We start from the raw sequence: 18,327 nt of genomic DNA on the forward strand, positions 1-18,327 counted from the left end.
CCCTGGGGTGTGGCGACACGATTTAGCCGCAATCATCTGGCTTACCAGCGTCAGCTGGCCAGTCGGGCGGTGAAAGGAAAGAAGTGCGCAACAGGTTGACGACTCTGGTGTCAGGTGGAACGACCACCCGCCGCACCTTCCTTTCGGCTCTTGTCGCGTCAAATCTGGCGACAATCCTTCCGGCCTGCGCCTGGGAGGATGATGAACGCAGTGTCTCGACTTCTTCACTGGTCGACTCCCCTCGTCTCATCGTGGGGGGCGGTCCGGATTCCCTGCCAGGACAGGTTGCGCCTCTTGTGGCCACGGCTCTGGCACTTGGGCTGAACACACCACCGCCTGTGGCGGTGCATTACGACATGGGGCGCGACGGCGTCACAGCTGCCAATCTTTTCGACAATGTCAGCCCCGAAGCCGATGGCGGAACGGCCATCCTTGCACCGGGGGCGGCGCTCATCGCCTCACTCTCCGGTGATGCCCGGGTCCATTTCGATTTCTCGCGCTGGGCCGCCCTGATCATGGCACGCCGCCCAGTCGTGACGCTCGCCCGTGCTGAACTGCATCGCACGATACGCGCCCGCCTGAGCGGCCTGTTTCATGACCGCCCGGTCCGGCTTGCAGTGTCGCATCCCACAGGCGTTGAGCTCTCCAGCCTGCTCGGCTTGTCTCTTCTGGGGCTGCATCCGCTCCCGGTCGCCGGTTATGCGAACAAGATGCAAGCGATGGAAGCCCTCAAATCTGGTGAAGTCGATGCTGTTCAGCTCACCCCTGGACCCAATGACGACCTTTCTGCCGATATCATGACCGCCCCTGCCGGGATCAAACCGATCTTCTATTCCGGACCCGCGGTGCCCAATGTGCCAGGGTTTGAAGCAACCTATCTCATGGCGCGGGGCCACGCGCCAGCGGGCGCGCTTTATGAATCATGGCGCGCAGTGTCGAACGCGGCGGCCTCGGCGCTGGTACTTGCGCTGCCGATGCTCACTCCGCCGCTGTCCATCGCGCGCTGGCGCCATGCCTCGCAGGAAGCCATTACCAATACAGCCCTGCGCAACTGGAACGATTCACAGCATCTGAGTGTCGTGGCTGGCGCAGATGCAGCGCCGCTGCTGAACCAGTGCATGCCGGAGCTCACCTCACTTCTGGCGTTGCGACGCTGGATCAACAACAACCAGCCGCGCTGGCGTCAGGGACAGGAAACCCGGCCGACCTGAGGCCCCTCAGGTCGAAAGGTGGTTTCTGACAGGCCGCAACAGGCATCTGGCGCGGCTGACTTCAGAGACGGTGGCGCGCCCTGAGCAGGATACGCACCGCGCCCTTGTTGCGCTTGTGCGTGTGAACCACAGCAAGAATCAGCGGTCGCAAATCTCCGCGTTCCAGCCAATGGGGCAGTTCCTGCCGGATCACGCCGCCTTCCTGACCGCTACCTAGTCCTGTAATCACTTCGACGCAGCGTATCCCCTGCTTGCTCGAATCATGCAGGAAATGATGCAACTTGTGGAACGCATCCTGGGCGAAATGCCCATGCAGATCGAGACGCTTCTGCGGCTTCATCTTGCCCGTCGTGAGCGCATTCCATGATGTCGTATCGAGACCGGGCTGACGGCCATTGATCTCCAGACGCTCACGAACGTTTGCCGGGCGTGACACAGGTGTGGCCATCCGCATGATTTCGCGCACGACATAGCGCGGCGCGGAAGCGGCGTTTTCCGGGACGGAAAATGATGCCGCAGACGGGGCACCCTGACCCGGCATGACCGTTTCGTCTGGGCGCCCGGCCTTGTTATTTTGTCGTGTCCTTTCACGCCGTCCATCGCGCCCGCCCCCGCGAAGCGGCATGATGGTCCGGGCAAAAGCCTGCCACAACGTTTCGTCTTCAGAACTCAGATTACGTCGTGACACGGTGTTTCCTCAGTGACACGTAACAGCCACGCGTTCTGGTTTAGGGGACAGCGCCCTACGGCGCTTCCTGTTGTAAATCCGGAGCTTTCAGGGGTGGCTCCGCAACCACCTGCTGCAAAGGTACGCCCTGATATTTGCCGGTCAGGGTTTTGAGGAAAGCAACGATATCGTCAACATCTCGCTGCGACAACGTTGCATAAGGCGTCTGGTAACGCGCCATCTGACGCACGGCATCGGCCAGAGTTGCAGCGCTGCCATCGTGAAAATAGGGGGCAGTCAACGCAACGTTGCGCAGATTCGGCACCTTGAACTTCTGGCGATCTTCCAGCGCGTGGGTAAAACCCTCACGCCCTGAGTCTACATCCGTCAGACTCGCCTTGCGATCCGTGAAGTACGGACCTTCCAGCCCCATTACCTCGTAGGCGTCACCACCGACGGCCACGCCGCTATGGCAGCCCGAGCACCCGATCGCCTTGAACCGTTCATAGCCGCGCTTTTCCTGCGCGGTAATGGCATTGTTGTCACCCTTCAGATACAGGTCGAAGGGACTATCTGGTGTGATCAGGGTCTTCTCGTATTCCGCAATGGCATTCGTCACGGTTGTCTGATTGACGGCATTGGGGCCGTAGAGCGCTTCAAATGCCGTATGATACTCCGGCACCCCGGCAATAATGGCTGCTACGGCAGGCCAGTCATGCGATCCCATCTCGACCGGATTTGTCACTGGACCTGCCGCCTGAGCTGCCAGGTCAACCGCCCGGCCATTCCAGAATTGCGCCACGTTGAAAACGGCATTGTAGACGCTTGGTACGTTGATCGGCCCCTTCTGCCCATTGATCCCCGTTGCCGTCACGAGATTATCCACGCCGCCCTTGTCGAGACCATGACAACTGGCACAATTCAGCTTGCCATCTCCGGAAAGACGGCGATCAAAGAAGAGCTGTCGACCCAACTCGGCTTTTGTCCAGTCTACTGGCAGGCTCTCGGGAATCGGCTGGATGACCTCACCCGCAAATTGCGGGGCCACCCCGGGCGTCGCGTAATAGCGTCGACGCTGATCCGCCACCCAGGTCAATACGTCGTGGCGCGCTTTTTCGGTCATGTAGGCATGCGGATGCATCAGCAGATAGGCCGCGGGCGGCATACGGTTTTGACTGATCACTTCCTCGATGCGGGATAATTGCTCGACTGAGGGGGGCTTGCCTGTCCTGAATGCCGCGAGAATGGGTTCAAAACGGAAATGCCGCTGCCCGGCGACAAGGTCGCGTTCCATGATCTGGTTCGCAAATGGCAGCTTGAAGTAAAATGGGAGATCGGCCTTGGCGGTGTGGCAATAGTCGCAGCGCGTTTCCTGAAACGCCTGAAAAGCCGCCAGCGCCTTGGGGTCATGCCAGGTTGCACTGCCTGTGGGGATGCGAGGCGCGCCCTGATGATCGAAGTGGGTCAGATAGGCAATCGTAACGCCATATGCCGCAACCCCGGCGACCGCCAATCCAGCGATTGTTCTTTTTATAAGCTTTTTCTTCCTGGCGGCGTCCGACAACCGTCAATCTCCCAATCTGTGCAGATGGGGGCAACATGTCCAAACGGGTTACGCCTGTCAAAGTATTGTTACCGATCATCCTGATCGGTTCTCCCGATATTATTAATCTGTTTTAACGATAGGTCATACGCAGCCAGTCGATACGTGCGATACATTACAGGTATTTCGCGAGACAACGAACCGTGTGCGGCACTTCATCATCGATTCATGGAGCGTCCGGATCTGACTCACCCAAAGCCTCACGCAACCGTCGCCGCGCCACCGACACATAACGTGTATCGATATCAATCCCGATCCCGATCGCGCCCAGTTCGTGCGCTGCAATCAGACTTGTTCCCGTGCCCATGAACGGATCAAGCAGCACCGTACGTTCATCATACCCATGAAGGGTCATGCAGGCTGTCGGCAACGCGACAGGAAATGTCGCGGGATGGAGGAATTTTTCCTTGCGGTGGCGCACCGTTTCGTAGGGAATAAACCATGTATTGCCACGACAGCGGCGATCGACTGCATGGCGTCTGCGGTTGATATTCGATTTGTCGGTGAAAGGCACGCCGGCCGCCAGACGCTGAAGCGGAACATCGCCCTGATGTGTCAGATGAAAGACATGCTCATGATTATGGTTGATGAAGCGCGTCGAATTGACCGGCTTGAAATGGCCGTAGGTCTTCTCCTCAATCGAGACTGATTTGATCCAGACGATATGGTTTTGCAGCACAAAGATATCACGCAGTTGCGTAATCAGCTCAAAGGGCAGCCAGGGCTGGGCAGATGAACCGGCAATATTCAGAAAGAACGAGCCGCCCGGCTTGAGCACACGGGCAATCTGGGCGCAGATGATCTGCATCCAGCCAATATAATCCTGCTCGTTCAGACGATCATTATAGGTACGATAGGCGAGACCGATATTATAGGGTGGGGACGTCACAACAATATCGACCGACGCGTTCTGCATACGGCGCATCACATTGAGCGCGTCGCCGCGTATCAGGGCATGGGGACCAATCGCCTCCCGACGTGCCCTGACCTTGTCAGGCGTCATCAGGCGGGTGGATGCGGCAGCAGCACAACCATCCGGCCATGACTGCGCAGTTTTCCAGCCAGGGCCTCAGCCTCGGTGCCCCAGCCGGTAAACAGGTCCGCGCGCCCCACACCCTTGATATCACTGCCGACATCCTGCGCGAAAACAAGATGCGTCCAGTGCCCCTCTGCCCCGTTTGCCTGCGGCAGATGCGTGTCGATCCAGAGCGGCACGCCCAGCGGCAACACACCGCGATCAACGGCGACGGAACGTCCGGGCGTGAGCGGTATACCCATCGAACCGGGAGCACCGCGATCGAGCGGCACTGTATCGATACGCCTGAAGAACACGTAGTTCGGGTTTTGCTCCATGATGCTCTGGGCACGATCGGGGTGCGCAGCAAGCCAGGCCCGCAGTGTCGCCAGCGAGACGTCCTGCGCCGCCATCTCCCCCTTACTCACCAGAACACGGCCGATTGGCACATAAGGTTCGCCATTCTTGGCCGCAAAACCGACCCGGCGCACGGAACCATCGGTCATGACCAGACGCCCAGCCCCCTGGATCTGCAGGAAAAACAGGTCCTCGGGCGAGCGTAGCCAGGCAATTTCAAGACCACGTCCCTCAAGCGCGCCGCGGTCGATTTCGGCCCGGCTGTAGTAGGGGACGAACTTGTCGTTCTCCCAGCGTCCTGTCACCCAGTCACCTGCCGTATCCTTGGTGCGGACAAGGTCAGCAGGCTGCCCGTAGAGCGGTGTCTGGAATTCACCGCCCTTCTGGGCTGAGGCATAAATCTGTGGCTCGTAATATCCTGTGATCAGTCCATCATTGGACACGAGATAAGGCGCAAACCAGCGCTCGAAATACTGTCGCGCCGCACCTGGCTCATTGCCTACCGATTGAAGGGCAGTGCAGGCGCCGCTCCATTCCCCGGCAAGACTACCATTGGGAATAGAGCCTGTCGCCCCGCCAAGACGGGTTTCGGGTGGGAGACGGGTGATGCGCTGACACTCGCTACGCAACTGGGGCAGAAGTGTCTCAGGCGCTTCCGATGCCCAGCCATCGAGCATGGCATAGGTAACGGGGGTGAGCTCAAGCCGCCCGGACTCCTCCGGCGGCACAGCGCAGGAGGACAGAAAAGCAAGGCCGAGAGCGAGGGAGAGGCGGGTTACTGTCTTCATGGCAAACCGATTTCGTCATACGCCCCGCAAGTACGCCGCACCCCGATCTCTCCATCAGCAGGGCGACGCTGGCGCGCAGAGCGCAAATTCATGGGCCAGCCGGAAGCATGATGCGCGTTCCGACAACGAAAGGGATAAGGTGATATCAGGCCGCGCGTGCGGCGGCCAGATGCCACGACGCCACCGGCCGGTCGCGGCCCGTCTCGCTCTCGAACTCCCACAGATCCGAGAATTCCGTCACGGATTCTGTGCCAATCAAAGGCTGCCCGCCCACATCGTTGAGAATACTGATCTGACGCGAGACTATCTGTACGTCGATCCGTGCCTTTTCACCGCCCTCAAGACGGGTAAGCACGGCATCGACGATGGCCATCGAATTGATCCCGACGATTTCCGTACGTTGCTGGTGCTGTGCAGCCTCACGCGCTGTAATGGCTGCATCAAATCCTTCGAATGCCTCGGATGTGAGGTAGCTGCGCAGCTTGGCGCGATCGCCCGTTGCGAAAGCTGTCACGACATCGCGAAATGCCTTTTGTGCATTCTGCAGAAAAACTTCCGGCTTGAACCCTGGCTGCGCTGCCGCGATCTCGGCCAGAACCTGCCCGACCCGCGTGGCAGGCTGGGGAATATCGAATTTCGCGCTCGGTTCTTCCACGGGCGCTGGTGCAGCAGCCGCAGGCTGCGAGCGAACTGGCACGGGCGCGGCTGTCACGGATGATCCGCCAACATCGACGCGACGACCGAGCACGGCACGCAGTCGCCAGACCAGAAGGGCCGTCAGCACCGCAAAAATGACAATGTCGTAGGGGATATGCGAAAGGACGGACATCAGAGCTTCAGCTTCCCGCTATTTTTTTCTCGAAGGGCATGACGCTCTAGGTAGAGCGGGTCGCACGGTGGCACAACTCCCTGCCAGCGCCCCCTGCCCGAAATATGGTCACATTTGCGCCGGAACCTTAGGCTGTTGGCGTGTGTCAGTGATCATGCTACCGCCTGAGGGAACGATGTGCAGTTCTGTGAACCGCATGTCCACCACCGCCCATGCAAGCAATGCGAGGCTTTATGTCCGATACCGTCCAGAACCCGGCCAACGACCAGGGCAACCCGCCCGCCCTGCCCCTGTCGGTCAATCTGCAATACACGAAGGACCTTTCCTTCGAGGTCCCGGCTGGAGCCGCGATTTTCGCAACGCTGCGTTCCGCGCCGCAGATCTCGGTAAATATCGATGTGCAGGCCAACCGCCTTGAAGAAGCCCAGCCGGTTTTCGAGGTTGCACTCGCCATCCGCGCCGAAGCGACCGAATCGCCGGAAACCGAAGGCGGTGCAGCGGGCCGCACGGTGTTCATCGCCGAGCTGACCTATGCTGCCATCGTCACGCTGACCGACGCCCCCGCCGAGCTGATCGAACCGATCCTGCTGGTTGAAGTGCCGCGTCTGATTTTCCCTTATGTTCGCAGCATCATCAGCGACGTAACGCGCGATGGCGGCTTCCCGCCGATCGTTCTGCAGCCAATCGATTTCGTGGCACTGTGGCAGGCCAAGCGCGCCCAACAGTTCCCCGAGACCGCAGGCAACGCCTGATCACCCTGCACCGGGAGGGCATATCCCTCCCGGAACGCACGCGCATCACGCGCCTGCGACGGCTGACGCGCCGAAAAAACACCTGACACCGTGGGTACTTCCACCTGCACCTGACCTGCATGGCGTCTAGCCGGCCAGAGATTGTCATCTTTCACTTTGTCGATGACGGGACAGGCTCCTGCGGACGCGCTATGGCGCGCGACAATCTGCTGGTGAGCAGGTCGGATTCATGATCGGAAATCTTCGGAAAAATGGCGGAGAGGGTGGGATTCGAACCCACGGTACGCTTACACGCACGGCGGTTTTCAAGACCGCTGCCTTCAACCACTCGGCCACCTCTCCTGCGCTCATCAGGGTATGATCCCTGCGGCAAGAGCCGCTTCTTTGCCCGGTTTCATAACGGGATGCAAGAGGGGGAATGTCACGAAAAGAGGCGTCATTCGACGCGCGCCATGCAGACCCCATGTGGGCACCTCGGTTCTTCCCGCAGCGAACCCGAAAGGGTCACTCCGGATCCGCACTCATACCGGCATCTGCGTTGCAAGTATCAAACCCAGCGATGACTCAACCCAGCAGGTGAAACCAGGAAATGATGGCCCAGAGAGCGCATAGCAGAAAAACCCCCATGGCAATGGTGGGTAGAACGATCGACCAGAGGAAGCTCCGCACCGTTTGGGCTGGTTCGGCAATACCAGCCTGACGCTCAAGCGCACTCGCCTGTTCATCAATGTTGAACCAGGCATCATCTTCTTTGCTCATCGCGTGCACCTTTCCCGCTCTTATTGCCTTCAGCCAAGCACGGAAGGCACATTCTGGCCAATCAGTTCTGGGTCATCACACGTCGTGGCCTTCGCGTAGTGCCTCAATACTATCGAAGGATGGCCTATGTCCCGGCTCGTTTCCCGGCAGGCAGAACATCGCCCAGTGGCCAGCGGGGGCGCGGTGCGGCTGTAATGCCGTCCTCAAGCATTACACCCGCCTGTTCGTGGGCCCGAATTGTCTCGATAGCTGCCCAGCCCACCATGACGGCATTATCCGTGCACAGACGCAGCGGCGGTGCCACGAACGGAATGTGCGCCTCCTGCGCAACGTGCTCCAGCGCAGTGCGGATGGTCTTATTGGCAGCCACCCCGCCGGCCACGACAAGGGACGTGGCCTCCGGCAATGCCTGAAGGGCATGGCGCGCCCTGTCTGCCATCACATCGCAAACGCATTGCTGAAAACTGGCTGCGATATCCGCCGCAATCTGCCGTGGCAGGGCTGCCATGCCATAGGGCTCGATCTGTCGGGCAACTGCCGTCTTGAGCCCTGAGAAGGAGAAATCGCATCCCGGCCTGCCCATCAACGGACGCGGCAGGCCGATGCTTGCTGCATTGCCCTCAGCCGCAAGCTTTTCGAGGGCCGGACCACCCGGCCAGCCGAGCCCCAGAAGCTTGGCCACCTTGTCAAAGGCCTCACCTGCTGCGTCATCGATCGTCCCGCCAAGCTTTTCGTAGTGCCCTACACCGTGCACGGCGACGCATTGGCAGTGCCCACCCGACACCAGAAGCAAAAGATACGGAAATTTAATATCGGTCGCGACCAGCCCCGGCAGTCGCGCTGTGAGGGCATGAGCCTCGATATGATTCACCGCGATGAAAGGCCGGTCCGTCGCCAGTGCCAGCCCCTTTGCATAGTTGCTGCCCACAATCAGCCCACCGATCAGACCCGGACCGGTACAGGCCGCAAATGCCCCCATCTCGTGCAATGCAAGGCCCGATTTCTCAAGTGTTTGCCGGACGATATCAGGCAACAGGGACAGGTGCGCGCGTGCCGCAATTTCTGGCACAACCCCACCCAGCGCCGCATGGCCCGCCTGCGTGTGCACGGTTTCGGCCAGCACCTGCCCTTCGGGAGAGAGAATTGCGCAGGCTGTCTCGTCACAGCTTGATTCGATGGCCAGAACCGGGGCCTTGAGTGAAAAACATGCCATTCCCCCTGATAACGCGATGGAACGCCATAAGCGAGCCGTCTCTTTTCATGGATCACGCGGTGGAGTAGCAAGATCAGCCATGAAACAGATGACGATGCCCGAAGCGCTCATGACCCAGAGCCTGCAATTGCAGCAGGTTGCTGCTGAAGCCATGCGCCGACAGGCCTCGCCCCATCCGCCGACCTCACGGCACTCCCTGCCGCTCCGCGTGGGCACGCGCGGCTCACCGCTGGCGCTTGTGCAGACGAGGGCTTTCCTGACGCGGCTGACCCGTTTCTGTCCGGTGCTGCGTGACATGGGCGCGTTTCAGGAACATCCGATCAACACGACAGGCGATCAGGTCCAGTCCCGCCTGTTGTCGGAAATTGGCGGTAAAGGGCTGTTCGCCAAGGAAATCCACGAATCCCTGCTCGCACGGCAGATCGACTTCGCCGTTCACAGCCTCAAGGATCTCGAAACGGTTCTGCCTGCCGGGCTGACACTGGCCTGCACGCTCAAGCGTGAGGATGCACGTGATGTGCTGATCCTGAGCCCGGCGCTGCGTGACAAGGCAAAGGCGCTGGTTGCAGCCGGTCACTCCCCGCTCGATGCCCTGCCCTTTGGCGCCAGGATCGGCTGTGCCTCTGTGCGTCGCCAGGCCCAGCTGCTGCATCGGCGCCCCGATCTGCGGTTCGGGCTGATACGCGGCAATGTGCAGACACGCCTCGACAAGCTCGCAGGCGGCGCTTGCGACGCGACCCTTCTTGCTCTGGCCGGGCTACGCCGTCTGGGCATGGAAGACCGGGCCGATATCGTGCTCGACACCGATTTCATGATTCCGGCAGCCGGTCAGGGTATCGTTGGCGTGACGGTTCGCTCGGAAGACCGTGAACTGCTCGACCTGCTGGCGGCGATAGAAGACCCCGAAGCACGCGCTGTTGCGACGGCAGAGCGCGCGCTTCTGGATGTGCTCGATGGCTCGTGCCGCACGCCGATAGGTGGCTATGCCAGGCTGCGCCCCAAGGCCCAACCCGGCGGGCGCGGTCATTTCGGAGATCGCGAGCTTGTCCTGACAGGTCTGGTGGCCCGCGAGGATGGCTCCTTCTTCCTGCAACGCGAGATCTGCGGCGAGCCGACCGAGGCCCTGCGTCTGGGGCGCGAACTCGGCCTGTCGCTCCGTGCCGATTCCCCTGCCGATATCTTTGAGGATCATGGCTGAGACGCCGCGCCGGACGGTCCTTGTCACACGCCCGGAACCGGGACTGAGCGATACGCGCCGTGCATTGGAGGCGCTGGGCTGGGAGCCACATCTGGCCCCCATGCTGCGCATCATGCCTATGCCGTTGCGTCCCCTATCCCCTGTCGGTCGTATCGTCGTTACCAGCGGGCAAAGCCTCGACTCCCTGCGTGATGTGCTTCCACCGCAAACGCCGCTGACGGCAGTCGGCGCACGCACGGCCGAGCGCGCACGCGCCTGTGGCTTCAGTCATGTCGATCATGCCGATGGCGATGCTCGCTCCCTGTTGAAGCATCTCGGTCGCCCCCAGTCAGACCCCTCTCTCCTCCTCGCGACCGGACGCGGGCTCGGGAGTCCGCTGGCGCGTGACCTGCGCAGCCAGGGCTGGCGCGTTACAAGACGGGTGGTTTACCATACCGTCCCCGCCGGCAGGCTGGATGACGCCACTCGGGCGTTGCTGGCCCAACAGCGTATCGCCGCTGTTCTCTTTTACTCGGCCGCGACAGCCCGTGCGTTTCTATCGGCGCTGGGGCCAGACGGCGCACTTCTCGCAACGGTGCGGGCGCTTGCCCTGTCGGACCAGATTGGCGACGCGCTGAGGCCATCGTCTTTCGCCGATATCGCCATCGCCGCACGACCGGAGCAAGAGGCGCTGCTGAATCTGCTCGGCCCCTCAAGCGCTCCAGCACCCGACACGCAACTCAGGAAAGACGCCCGTTGAACTACCGTCACGCCTATCACGCAGGCAACTTCGCTGACATGATGAAACACGGGCTCCTGCTCGTTATCCTTCGCCATCTGCTGCGCAAGCCAGCGGGTTTTTGCGTGCTCGACACCCATTCAGGCTGCGGGCTCTATGATCTTGACGCAACCGAAGCGCAGAAGACCGGAGAATGGCGCGAGGGCATCGGCGCTTTCCATGACGCACCGGCCCTGCCCGAAACAGCGCCCGAGGAACTGACTGATTACCTCTCGATCGTGCGCAGCTTCAACGCGCCCGATAGTCCGGCAAACCACTATCCCGGCTCACCCGCGCTAATCGCCTCGGTGCTGCGCCCTCAGGACCGGCTCATCTGTTGCGAACTTCATCCCGATGACGCCCGCATACTCAAGCGCAACTTTCGCGACCAACCGCAAGTTGCGGTGCATGAACGCGATGGTTATGGCGCGCTCAAGGCCTTTCTGCCGCCGCGTGACCTCAAACGCGGCCTCGTCCTGATGGACCCGCCTTTTGAGAAAACGGACGAGTTCGATACCCTCGCGAGTGCCATGCGCAATGCAAGACGTGCTTTCCCTATGGGGATTGTCGCCGCCTGGTATCCCATCAAGCATCGCGCCCCGGTACGCCGTTTTCATGATACGCTGCGCGATATGGGTTTGCGTGATATCGTCGATTGCAGCCTCTATCTGCGACAGCCCACCGATCCTGCCCGGCTCAATGGATGCGGCCTGACCGTCATCGCCCCACCCTATCGCTTCGAGGATCAGGCCAGAGTGTTTCTCAACTCCATTGCGCCCGTCCTTTCACCGGACGGTGAAGGCTACGCGGAAGTGACCCGGATCGTGGAAGAATGACAGCCATCTCCCCTCATATCGCCGTTATCGGTGCCGGAGCCTGGGGTATCGCCCTGGCTTGCGCCAGCGCCCGTGCCGGCGCTCGCGTGACGCTCTGGTCACGCTCCCCCGTGGCACCCGGCACGCGAACACTACCCCGCCTGCCTGCTGCCGTCCTGCCCGATGCGGTTGACATCACATCCGACCTGCCTGAACACGCCGATCTGACACTGCTGGTGGTGCCCATGCAGACGCTCAGGTCAGTCGCACCGCGCCTCAAGGGGACCTCACCGCTCATTGCCTGCTGCAAGGGGCTCGAACTGGGCACGGGAGATCTCCCGCTCGACATTCTGCGCGAAACCCAGCCCGATCGGCCTCACGCCGTTCTGTCAGGCCCGAATTTTGCGATCGAGGTCGCGATGGGCGCACCGGCTGCAGCCACCATCGCCGCGGCGTCGCTCGATGAAGCCCATCACTATGTTGGCCTGCTCTCCTCGCCGCATTTTCGTCTCTATGCCAGCGATGATCCGCTTGGGGTGCAGATTGCCGGCGCTGCAAAGAACGTCGTCGCCATCGGCGCCGGGATCGCCATTGGCGCAGGGCTTGGTGAGAATGCACGCGCGGCGCTGATCACGCGCGCCATTGTCGAAATCGGTCGCCTCGCCGCAGCAATGGGGGGGCGTCCTGCAACGATAGCGGGCCTCAGCGGTCTGGGTGATCTTATTCTCACCTGCACGGGGGCAGGCTCACGCAATTACAGCCTTGGTCTCGAGCTCGGGCGCGGGACAAGCCTGGCCGAAATTCTTGGCACACGCAGCACGGTTGCTGAAGGCGTCGCCACGGCGCCTGCCCTGGCTGCAAGAGCAAAGGCGCTCGGTATTGCCATGCCCATTACCGAAACCGTCTCGGCCTTTCTGGCAGGGGAAATCGACCTCGCCCAGGCGCGTCGTCACCTTCTCGAGCGGCCCATCACCGTCGAATAAGAACAACGAAAAGGACAGTATCATGTGGATGCGCAATGAAGCGATGCGTCGCCTTGTCAGCCGGAACCGGTTCGTCCGGTTTCTGACATTTGGTGTGCACAACATGATGCAGAGGAAGCTGCTCGGTGGGCACAAGCATCCGGTGACACTGCGTCGTCTCGACAAGGCGCGCGCAGGCACGGATTCACTCCTGAGCAGTGACGAAGCCTTTGTGCTTCATGAACTGGCGCAGGCGCAGGCCGTGTATGACGGTGATATGGCCGAGTTCGGTGTCTATCGCGGGGCCTCGGCGGAGTTGCTCTGCATGGTGAAGAATCACCGCAGGCTTCACCTGTTCGACACGTTCGAGGGCCTGCCTGCGCCGTGCGCCAAAGAGGGCAAGGTCTTTGCCAAGGGTGAGTTCTGCGGCACGCTCGATTCAGTTAGACGCAAGCTTGCAGGGTATGAGAATGTTGCCTTTCACCCCGGCTTCTTTCCGGACTCCGCTGCCTCGCTTGGCGATGAACGCTACAGCTTCGTCCATCTCGATGTTGATCTGTACGAAGCGACATTGGCCGGGCTGACCTATTTCTATCCGCGCATGATCCCCGGCGGCATTATTCTCACGCATGACTATTCCATCATTTATGGCGTTTCGCAGGCTTTCGCCGAATTTCTGGCAGACAAGCCGGAGCATGTCATTGAACTGCCTACCACGCAGGCCATGATCATCCGTCACCCCCGTCAGGACTGACCCGCCGATATTACAGCAAGGGTGGCCCTTGTGGGTCGGGAGCTACCTGCCTCGCCCGGGTAGAATACTCCTTACGACGCCGCGCAAGCGCTCGAAACGGGCCACCATCGCATCGCCGGGCCGATCCATGAAGGCCCACGCCATGAGCGGCATCCAGATCCAGAACTCCCAGAAAAACACCAGATTGATCAGCGCGATCATCCGGAAAGACGGATGACGGCGCAGCCCTGCAACAAGCGTCGGAAGAAACACCCAGACGAAACAGACAAGCCCAACAAGAACCAGAGTCAGCGGATCATGATCATGTAGGCGGTGCAGCAGCGCGCTCTTATCCAACATGATAACGTCTCCATCTGTTTCGATAAGATAACGTTAAGCGGCATGGATAGATGACGCAATGCAACCATTCATTGCTTTAAAGTAACTATCTCGCCTCGCCGGACGCACGGCCCTTGTGCCTGAACCATCTCGACAGGAAAAATGGGGCGCGCCCTTCATGACCGAAATAGGCCAGACGCGCTTCGTGCAGATGAACCCTGCCAAACGCTTCAGCCCGTATCAGGACGATCATGATACTGGCCCCAGCGAAGGGGCCGAGCAGATAAACCCAGAAATGCTCCCATGATCCCGATATCAGCGCCGGCCCGACGCTCCGGGCGAGATTCGTACTGTCGCCTGAAAGCCAGGCCTCGAAGGGATTAAGTACGAAAAACACCGGACCTGCCGCCCAGGCTGCAAACCGTCTCAGCGCGGGCCGCGCACCGCAGAGCAGGACGACAGCAACGAGGATCGCGGTCGTATTGATCTCACCTACAAAGGCCCACCACGGCGGCACAAAGGGCGAAGGCACGGTCGCCGCAAAGCGTGATGACTGGCACCAGAGCCCCCAGGCAGGCCAGATAAGGCCGCTCGCCGCAACGAGTCCTGTTCCCATGACGGCACCCGAAATCTGGGCGAGCATGTAAAATGCCATATCGGTCAGGGCCAGACGCTGGCCCAGACAGAATGCCAGGCTGATCGACGGGCTCAGATGAGCGCCGCTGACACGCCCGAAAGGCGAAAGGGCTGCAAGCGTGGAGCTTAACCCAAAAACGAGCCCTTCAAGGGCACTGAGCAGATTGGGCCAGTCAATCAACGCTCTGGCAACCGGGCTATGCGGTGAGCCTATGGCAACATTGGAGCAGACACCTCCGATCATCAGCAGGCAGGTCGCCCAGAACTCGCAGATATAGAGCCGCGTATGAAGGTTCTTGCCCGGCTCGGGCTTCCCCATAAGAGGGCGGTCATGGGGATCGGGATAAAGGGTGTGAAGGTCCTGCTTGCCGGGTGTGTCATCCACCATGCCTGAGCTGTCCCTCTTCCTCTGCCGGCCTGCGCCCTGCCATCCTGAGCGGGTCAGATCTACGGGATCGAGAAATCCCGTTGCCAACCGGCCAGATCGCCTGTGGCGCCCTCGCCATGACAGGGTCTATATGAGGCTTTTGGGGGACACTGGCTCAGGCGGCAATAAAAAGCCCCGTGATCGTAGCACTCATGAGATTGGAGAGCGTCCCGGCAATCACACAGCGTGAAGCGATGGTGGCGATTTCGGCGCGTCTTTCGGGAGCCACGCTGCCGAAGCCACCGATAAGGATCCCCACGCTCGAGAAATTGGAAAAGCCGCACAGCGCGACCGAGACGATCGCAAGGCTATGAGCAGAGAGCGCGTGCGCGTGGATAAGCGGCGATAGCCCAACATAGGCGACGAATTCGTTGAAGGCGATTTTCTGCCCAAGAAGCCCCCCAACGGTCAGGGAATCAGCCCAGGGAATACCGATCAGCCAAGCGAGCGGCGCCATCAGCCCGCCCAGAAGCGTGGAGAGGCTCATCCCTGGCAGATGGAGCCACCCGCCCAAACCGTGAAGAACGCCATCGACCAGTGCGGTGATGCCGACAAACGCAACAAGAACGGCACCCACGGCAAAGGCCACGCGGGCCCCGCTCATCGCGCCCTCGGCCAGCGCATCGAAAACACCGGATGTCTCGAGCACGGCGCGCGGCATGGGCTCTTTTGCCAGCACGGCATCCTCCGGGGTAGGCCAGAGAATCTTGGCGAAAAGCAGTCCGCCCGGTATCGCCATGAAAGACGCCGCCAGCAGATAATGCATGGGCACACCAAGCCCCGCATAACCAGCCAGCACGGAACCGGAAACCGAAGCGGTGCCAGAACTCATGATCGTGAACAGTTCGGCGCGACGAAGCTTGTTCACATAGGGCCGCAGCACCACCGGCATTTCGCTCTGCCCCAGAAACACGGTCATGACGGCAGAAAAGGATTCGATGGCCGTTGTGCCGAGCACACGGCAAAGACCCTGCCCGATGATACGGGCCAGCGCCTGCATGACGCCCCAATGATAGAAAAGGGCAATCAGCGCCGAGACATAGACAATGGCCGGCAACACTTGAAAGGCAAACACGAAGCTGTCCTGCCCGAACAGAGTATCCATTCTGGGCCCCGCAAGACCGCCGAACAGAAAATGCGTGCCCACCTGCCCATAGGCCAGCACTGCCCCGACGCCATCGGCCAGCGCCCCGAAAAGCTTGCGCCCCCACGGCACGAAAAGCGCCAGAGCACCGATGCCGCATTGCAGCGCCAGAGCAATACCCACCTGACGGAAATTTATGGCTTTCCGGTTATTCGAAAGAAGCACACCCAGCGCGATGAGCACTGCCATACCAACCAAACCGCGCAGGAACATCAACGGCCCTTCAGTTCATTCATTCCTGGCCCGCGCAAAGCGTGAAACTGCGCCCAAGCGGGAGGAGAGATTCGAGGAGTTACAACACGATAGAGGGCCAGCGTCGAGACACGACCTGCGGGAACCGTTCTACTCGCGAAAGGTTTTACTGTGTCGGGATGCTTGCACGCTGTCCAGCGGAAAGCCACAGTGGCGATCAGGCTCATAACGAGGCATGACGGACGGACATGACGACCAGTTTTTATGATTTGCAGATACCCGCCCTGTGCGGCGAGCCGATCTCGATGGCCGATTTCAGAGGCAAGGCGGTCGTGATTGCGAATACGGCCTCGAAATGTGGCTTCACCCCGCAATATGAAGGGCTGCAATATCTCTGGAGCCATTACGGCAAATCCGGCCTTGTGGTGCTGGGTGTGCCAAGCAACGATTTCGGCCAGCAGGAGCCCGGAACAGCTTCCGACATCCAGACCACCTGCTCGCGCAATTATGGCGTCAGCTTTCCCATGGCAACCAAATCGACCGTCAAGGGCAAGGAGGCCACGCCACTCTTTCGTTGGCTGGCCAACAGGGGCGGAATCCTGTCACGTCCGCGCTGGAATTTCTACAAATACATCATCTCGCGTGAGGGTGAGCTGCTCAACTGGTACACGCCGCTCACCGCCCCCGATTCAGATCGCTTCAAGGCCAGCGTCATGCGTGCGGTGATGGATCGCTGAAGATCCCGCCCGGCCCGTGCGCGGGTCGGAGCCTCTGCCACGCAGCTGCGCCAGCAACTTATCCCCAGGCGCGATGAGGAAAAGTCTCAGCCCTGGCGTTCGAGGGCAAGACGCAGGCCGAAGGCCATGAAGATACCCCCCGTGGCACGGTCAAGAATCCTTACAGTGGCGGGGCGGGATAAAAAGGCCCCCAGCCTGACGGTCATGAGGATCAGCAAAGTGAACCAGCTGAGCGTCAACAGCACCTGAATTCCCGCCAGCAGCAGCGAAAATGCGACGAAATTGACCCCATGCGGGATGAATTGCGGCAGGAAGGTAATGAAGAAAATACCAACCTTGGGATTGAGCAGATTTGTCGTCAGCCCCTGACGAAAGCTCTGCCGACCAGACAGGGTGACACCGCGCAACGCGTCACCGGGTGTGGCCTTACCACGGGGCTGGAGCAGCAGGCGTATCCCGACAGTGAACAGATAGATGGCGCCCGCCCATTTCACGATAGTGAAACCAAGTTTTGAGGCTGCGAGCAACGCCGTCAGCCCGAAAGCGGCGCTTGCTCCCCACACGAAAAGCCCGAGCGTGATGCCGAGCGCCGCACAGAATCCTGTGCGTGTTCCTGATATGGTCGTGCTGCGCAGAACGAAAGCCGTATCGAGCCCGGGGACGAGGGTGAATACCCCAGCCGCGAGGACAAAACTGGTCAGTGAAAGCACTATGGGGCTCATCTCTCGCTCGCCTCGTTCGACATCCGGCTGACCGGGTCCATCTTCTCTCGATGCCGGGCCGCCTTTGGGGGCTTGCAGGAGTAATCCCGCCAGCGCACGGCCCGAGGGGCGTTCTCTAGCCCCGGGAGATGGCTGCCCACAAGAAAAAGCTCGTGGGGGCAGCCATGCCTTTTCTGCACGATCGAACCGTCAGATAACGTGCGAAAGAGAGCGGCCTGTCGGCATAGGGGGACAAACTCAGGATATGTCTGGCTTTGGAGGCAAGGCTGTCCATACCTGCGTGCGGTCCTGATCGAACGGCATCCATTTTTCGCCACGTTCATCCACCGCCACAGGAAAGCCATTCTCTGCCGCGATGGCTGGCCCCTGTCATAGCTCATGACCCCGCAGCCAATCCTCCCAGCCCCGATGGCGCTCCAGCGTCGTTGCGTCTAAAGAGGCGCGTTCGATTTTAGCTTGTTCTCTGACTGG

The 18,327-nt window shown here is 60.5% G+C and carries 19 protein-coding genes and 1 tRNA gene; 8 read left to right on the top strand and 12 right to left on the bottom strand.

From position 1 onward, the window contains the following. The first annotated feature begins 83 nt into the window (after positions 1 to 83). Entirely contained in the window at positions 84 to 1,211 is a 1,128-nt protein-coding gene (locus ACWNRM_RS00605) for a hypothetical protein (RefSeq protein ID WP_485172132.1), read from the top strand. Positions 1,212 to 1,272: 61 nt separating this feature from the next. Here the strand turns inward: ACWNRM_RS00605 and ACWNRM_RS00610 are convergent, their stop codons facing one another. The 5 genes from ACWNRM_RS00610 to ACWNRM_RS00630 form a co-directional block, all read right to left on the bottom strand. After that, entirely contained in the window at positions 1,273 to 1,899 is a 627-nt protein-coding gene (locus ACWNRM_RS00610) for a Smr/MutS family protein (protein WP_485169025.1), read from the bottom strand. A 55-nt stretch (positions 1,900 to 1,954) separates the two neighbouring features. Then, positions 1,955 to 3,412, bottom strand: a complete 1,458-nt coding sequence (locus ACWNRM_RS00615) for a cytochrome-c peroxidase (protein ID WP_485169300.1) — start codon at positions 3,410 to 3,412, stop codon at positions 1,955 to 1,957. Between the two features lie 235 nt (positions 3,413 to 3,647). Further along, a complete protein-coding gene (locus tag ACWNRM_RS00620; protein WP_485169026.1) occupies positions 3,648 to 4,484 on the bottom strand; it encodes a DNA-methyltransferase in 837 nt (278 codons plus the stop codon). Continuing rightward, positions 4,484 to 5,641, bottom strand: coding sequence for a murein transglycosylase A (gene mltA, locus ACWNRM_RS00625; protein ID WP_485169027.1), 1,158 nt, complete (start codon positions 5,639 to 5,641; stop codon positions 4,484 to 4,486). The genes ACWNRM_RS00620 and mltA overlap by 1 nt, the downstream gene beginning before the upstream one ends. A gap of 145 nt (positions 5,642 to 5,786) precedes the next feature. Beyond that, positions 5,787 to 6,470 (bottom strand): Tim44/TimA family putative adaptor protein, encoded by a 684-nt coding sequence (locus ACWNRM_RS00630; protein ID WP_485169028.1) that lies wholly within the window; start codon positions 6,468 to 6,470, stop codon positions 5,787 to 5,789. Positions 6,471 to 6,703: 233 nt separating this feature from the next. Here ACWNRM_RS00630 and secB point away from each other — a divergent pair, with 233 nt between their 5' ends. Then, a complete protein-coding gene (gene secB, locus ACWNRM_RS00635) occupies positions 6,704 to 7,222 on the top strand; it encodes a protein-export chaperone SecB (protein WP_023978446.1) in 519 nt (172 codons plus the stop codon). A gap of 252 nt (positions 7,223 to 7,474) precedes the next feature. Here the strand turns inward: secB and ACWNRM_RS00640 are convergent. From ACWNRM_RS00640 to tsaD, 3 genes are all read right to left on the bottom strand, one after another. Then, positions 7,475 to 7,564: transfer RNA gene (locus ACWNRM_RS00640), tRNA-Ser, on the bottom strand. Between the two features lie 222 nt (positions 7,565 to 7,786). Next, a complete protein-coding gene (locus tag ACWNRM_RS00645; protein WP_485169029.1) occupies positions 7,787 to 7,981 on the bottom strand; it encodes a hypothetical protein in 195 nt (64 codons plus the stop codon). Between the two features lie 124 nt (positions 7,982 to 8,105). Continuing rightward, positions 8,106 to 9,194, bottom strand: a complete 1,089-nt coding sequence (gene tsaD, locus ACWNRM_RS00650; RefSeq protein WP_485169030.1) for a tRNA (adenosine(37)-N6)-threonylcarbamoyltransferase complex transferase subunit TsaD — start codon at positions 9,192 to 9,194, stop codon at positions 8,106 to 8,108. A gap of 88 nt (positions 9,195 to 9,282) precedes the next feature. On the opposite strand from tsaD, the gene hemC reads away from it, so the two are divergent. The 5 genes from hemC to ACWNRM_RS00675 are packed head-to-tail and all read left to right on the top strand — an operon-like array spanning position 9,283 to position 13,680. Next, positions 9,283 to 10,392, top strand: coding sequence for a hydroxymethylbilane synthase (hemC, locus tag ACWNRM_RS00655; RefSeq protein ID WP_485169301.1), 1,110 nt, complete (start codon positions 9,283 to 9,285; stop codon positions 10,390 to 10,392). Beyond that, complete coding sequence (locus ACWNRM_RS00660) at positions 10,385 to 11,131, top strand: uroporphyrinogen-III synthase (RefSeq protein ID WP_485169031.1); 747 nt, start codon at positions 10,385 to 10,387, stop codon at positions 11,129 to 11,131. Before hemC ends, ACWNRM_RS00660 begins: the two co-directional genes overlap by 8 nt. Next, positions 11,128 to 11,985: a 23S rRNA (adenine(2030)-N(6))-methyltransferase RlmJ gene (locus ACWNRM_RS00665; protein WP_485169032.1), complete on the top strand. Its 858-nt coding sequence runs from the start codon at positions 11,128 to 11,130 to the stop codon at positions 11,983 to 11,985. The genes ACWNRM_RS00660 and ACWNRM_RS00665 overlap by 4 nt, the downstream gene beginning before the upstream one ends. Beyond that, complete coding sequence (locus tag ACWNRM_RS00670) at positions 11,982 to 12,947, top strand: NAD(P)H-dependent glycerol-3-phosphate dehydrogenase (RefSeq protein ID WP_485169033.1); 966 nt, start codon at positions 11,982 to 11,984, stop codon at positions 12,945 to 12,947. The genes ACWNRM_RS00665 and ACWNRM_RS00670 overlap by 4 nt, the downstream gene beginning before the upstream one ends. A 22-nt stretch (positions 12,948 to 12,969) precedes the next feature. Next, positions 12,970 to 13,680, top strand: coding sequence for a TylF/MycF/NovP-related O-methyltransferase (locus ACWNRM_RS00675; RefSeq protein ID WP_485172133.1), 711 nt, complete (start codon positions 12,970 to 12,972; stop codon positions 13,678 to 13,680). A gap of 42 nt (positions 13,681 to 13,722) precedes the next feature. Here ACWNRM_RS00675 and ACWNRM_RS00680 read toward each other — a convergent pair whose 3' ends face one another. The 3 genes from ACWNRM_RS00680 to ACWNRM_RS00690 all read right to left on the bottom strand — a co-directional run bounded on the left by ACWNRM_RS00680 (position 13,723) and on the right by ACWNRM_RS00690 (position 16,418). Beyond that, positions 13,723 to 14,019 carry a superinfection immunity protein gene (locus tag ACWNRM_RS00680; protein WP_485169035.1) on the bottom strand — a complete coding sequence of 99 codons (297 nt, stop codon included), beginning with the start codon at positions 14,017 to 14,019 and terminating at the stop codon, positions 13,723 to 13,725. Between the two features lie 85 nt (positions 14,020 to 14,104). Beyond that, positions 14,105 to 15,022, bottom strand: coding sequence for an MIP/aquaporin family protein (locus ACWNRM_RS00685; protein WP_485169036.1), 918 nt, complete (start codon positions 15,020 to 15,022; stop codon positions 14,105 to 14,107). 154 nt (positions 15,023 to 15,176) lie between these two features. Beyond that, positions 15,177 to 16,418, bottom strand: a complete 1,242-nt coding sequence (locus ACWNRM_RS00690; RefSeq protein WP_485169037.1) for a NupC/NupG family nucleoside CNT transporter — start codon at positions 16,416 to 16,418, stop codon at positions 15,177 to 15,179. 227 nt (positions 16,419 to 16,645) lie between these two features. Between ACWNRM_RS00690 and ACWNRM_RS00695 the strand changes: the two genes are divergently transcribed. After that, a complete protein-coding gene (locus ACWNRM_RS00695) occupies positions 16,646 to 17,134 on the top strand; it encodes a glutathione peroxidase (protein WP_485169038.1) in 489 nt (162 codons plus the stop codon). Positions 17,135 to 17,220: 86 nt separating this feature from the next. Here ACWNRM_RS00695 and ACWNRM_RS00700 read toward each other — a convergent pair whose 3' ends face one another. Further along, positions 17,221 to 17,856, bottom strand: a complete 636-nt coding sequence (locus ACWNRM_RS00700) for a LysE family translocator (protein ID WP_485169039.1) — start codon at positions 17,854 to 17,856, stop codon at positions 17,221 to 17,223. Positions 17,857 to 18,327 lie beyond the last annotated feature (471 nt).

This window comes from Asaia sp. A2, from assembly GCF_057319415.1.